The organism is Streptomyces sp. NPDC059455 (assembly GCF_042750115.1).
GTDB classification, from domain to species: domain Bacteria; phylum Actinomycetota; class Actinomycetes; order Streptomycetales; family Streptomycetaceae; genus Streptomyces; species Streptomyces endocoffeicus.
The window spans coordinates 17,101-19,937 of the sequence record NZ_JBHYVB010000207.1; the positions used below are offsets into that span (position 1 = coordinate 17,101).

Here is a 2,837-nt window from a genome sequence, read left to right on the forward strand (position 1 = left end):
ACCCTCGCGGTGTGCTTGAAGGGCGCAATCTCACAGGCGTGTTTCACGTTCACCGCGGCGGCCGCGGCACCCGCGGCCTAGCCGGGCCGGTGGGAGCGGGGCGGCCTGAGCGCCCCGCCCCCACCGGACCCAGAAGCCCCCGTCAGGCCCAGGCGCCCCACCGGGCCCGGGCGCCCCGCCGCGCTCAGGTGTCCCAGACGCGGCGTACCTGCTCGAAGCGGGTGGGCAACGGAGGACGGCGTCCGGCGTACCGGGCGTTCGTACGGTGGACGAACCGGCGCCAGGAGAGCACCAGACCCTGCCGGGTGATGGGCAGCCCGGCGATCACGGTCACCCCGTTGTCATGGGTGTGGTGCACCGTCAGCAGCAGCGCCTCCGGCACCGACCCCTCCAGCTCGGCGCAGAGCTCCTGACGCACCCGCAGCCAACGGCGCAGCAGCAGCACGGTGCCGCGGTCCAGGCCGTGCCGGCGCGGGACGCGGTGTTTGCCGTGCTCGATGGTCACCCATCCGGAGTCCAGGTCCAGCGCCGACAGGGTGCAGCGCAGCAGCCCGCCGTACCGGGCGCCGCTGGCCCGCGCCAGGCCCACCACCACGGCGAGCCGTACGGTCTCCGGCTTCGCGCCGTCCTCCATCGCCTCCACCGACAGCCGGCGCCAGATCCACTCCGCCTCCGCCGTCGTGACCACCGGCCGCGGATAGCGGTCCCGCGCCGTGTCCTTCGCCGTCCGCGCCGCCACGTCCACCCCCTGGAGCCTCCCGATCGAGCCGCTTGGCACACTATTTCTTCCCCCGATGTCCTCGTCAAGGGACGCACGACGGTACGGTCGCCCATGTGCGCCTTCTGCTGATGTCCGACACCCATCTGCCCCGGCGCGCCAAGGCGCTCCCCGGGGAGCTGCTGGAGCGGCTGCCGGACGCCGATGTGGTGATCCACGCGGGCGACTGGGTCGACCTCGCCACCCTCGATCTGCTCGAGGAGCGCTCGCGGCGGCTGATCGGGGTGTACGGCAACAACGACGGGCCCGAGCTGCGGGCGCGGCTGCCCGAGGTGGCCCGGGCCGAGCTGGCGGGGGTGCGGCTGGGCGTGGTGCACGAGACCGGCCAGTCGAAGGGGCGGGAGCGGCGCTGCGCCGAGCGGTTCCCCGACCTTGATGTGCTGGTCTTCGGCCACAGCCACATCCCCTGGGACAGCACGGCCGAGGGGCGGCTGCGGCTGCTCAACCCCGGCTCTCCCACCGACCGGCGCCGGCAGCCGTACTGTACGTATCTGACGGCCGCGATCGAGGCCGGGCGGCTGACCGCCGTGGAGCTGCACCGGCTGCCGCCCCGCCGCTGACCGATCGCCGCTCCCCGGGGGTATCGCCGAGCCGCCCAGCACCGTGTGCGCGGCACGCGCCGGGGAGTCGCGCGACACCACCGCGGCGGGGCTCGGGGTAGCCCTGTCCGGGCATGCCGCTCCGGCGTCGACGGGCATCCGGATTGAACCCGGCACCCCGGTGGAATAAAGAGTACTTAAGGTGCATATCGGATATCGGCTCGGCGATCCGCGCCGAGCCCGACCACACGAGGGCGCCATGTCTTATTCCCCCTACGAGAACGGCCCGGAGCACGTACCGGAGAACGCCTCCGAACCCGCCCCGCACTCGCCCAGGTCCGCGGCGCACGTACTCCTCGCCCATGACGTCGGTCTGCTGGTCATCCGGCTCGGCGTCGGGCTGATCGTCGCGGCGCGCGGCGCACAGCACCTCTTCGGCTGGTGGGGCGGCCTGGGCATCGACAAGACGGCGGTGGCGTTCGCGCAGTTCGGCTATCCGGCGCCCAAGGCCATGGCCGTGATCGCCGGGATCGCCGAGACCTTCGGGGGCCTCGGCCTCGCCGTGGGGCTGCTCACCCCGCTCGCCGGTGCGGCCGTCGCGGGCACGATGGCCAACGCGGTGGCCGCCTCCACGCCGCTCGGCTATTTCGGCGGCTTCGAGTTTCCCCTGCTCGTGGGCGTCGGCGCGGCCGGGCTCGCACTGTCCGGCGCCGGACGGATCTCCCTCGACGCGTTCCTCCCGATCCTGCGGTCACAGCGGCTGATCTACGGCATCGCCCTGCTGGTGCTGGCGGCGATCCTGGCGACGGTGACGATCCTGCTCAGCAAGACCTGAGAGCCCTCCGGCGGTCAGGTGAACACGCGGGGCCGGTTCTCCGTATGGCTCTGTGCGCGTCCCGCCCATGGGGACGCGCGCCGTCCGCACAGGCCGAAACCGAGACCGGAGGCCCCGTTCCATGAATGACCGGTTCATCCCTCCCATCCAGGCGCTGCCGGATGGCGACGCCGAAGTCCGCCTGGTGCTCCATCTGCCCTGGGACGTGGTCGCCGCCCTGGGCCAGGAGGCCGGCCGGCTGGCGGCCCAGACACAGCGGCCGGTGAGCCTCGACGAGGCGGTCAGCCACCGGCTGCGCCACGGGACGGCCCAGACCATCGGCGTCCACGCCAAACCGGAGCGGGAGCGGAACCAGCCCGTGCCCACCGCGCCCCACACCTCACCCCCGCTGGCGGCCCGCTCCCCCGGTGAGCAGGCCCGGCAGGCGATCGAGAAGATCAACGGCGGCTCGGCGCATCCGCACAACGGCGCCGCGAACGGCTCCGCCGAGTCCACGGGCCCGCAGCACACCACCAGCGCACCTGATCCGGCCCCGCCCGATGCCCGGGGCATCCTGGAACGCCCGACGCGTGCCACCGGAACGGTGAACGGCACCGCGACGGAGATGCCGAGATAACACCGGGTACCGGTATCGGGACCGGCTGGAAAAGCCGCGGATACGAGGGTGCCGTCCCCATCCAGACGG

General features: G+C 73.1%; 4 protein-coding genes. 3 read left to right on the plus strand and 1 reads right to left on the minus strand.

The window, feature by feature from the left end; all coding sequences use genetic code 11:
• Positions 1-184: 184 nt before the first annotated feature.
• Entirely contained in the window at positions 185-778 is a 594-nt protein-coding gene (locus ACFXB5_RS44095) for a tyrosine-type recombinase/integrase (RefSeq protein ID WP_385219409.1), read from the minus strand.
• A 56-nt stretch (positions 779-834) separates the two neighbouring features.
• On the opposite strand from ACFXB5_RS44095, the gene ACFXB5_RS44100 reads away from it, so the two are divergent.
• The 3 genes from ACFXB5_RS44100 to ACFXB5_RS44110 all read left to right on the plus strand — a co-directional run bounded on the left by ACFXB5_RS44100 (position 835) and on the right by ACFXB5_RS44110 (position 2,768).
• Positions 835-1,338, plus strand: coding sequence for a metallophosphoesterase (locus tag ACFXB5_RS44100; protein ID WP_138910622.1), 504 nt, complete (start codon positions 835-837; stop codon positions 1,336-1,338).
• 238 nt (positions 1,339-1,576) lie between these two features.
• Positions 1,577-2,152 (plus strand): DoxX family protein, encoded by a 576-nt coding sequence (locus ACFXB5_RS44105; protein WP_385219411.1) that lies wholly within the window; start codon positions 1,577-1,579, stop codon positions 2,150-2,152.
• A 121-nt stretch (positions 2,153-2,273) separates the two neighbouring features.
• Positions 2,274-2,768, plus strand: coding sequence for a hypothetical protein (locus tag ACFXB5_RS44110; protein WP_385219412.1), 495 nt, complete (start codon positions 2,274-2,276; stop codon positions 2,766-2,768).
• The last annotated feature ends 69 nt before the right edge of the window (positions 2,769-2,837 follow it).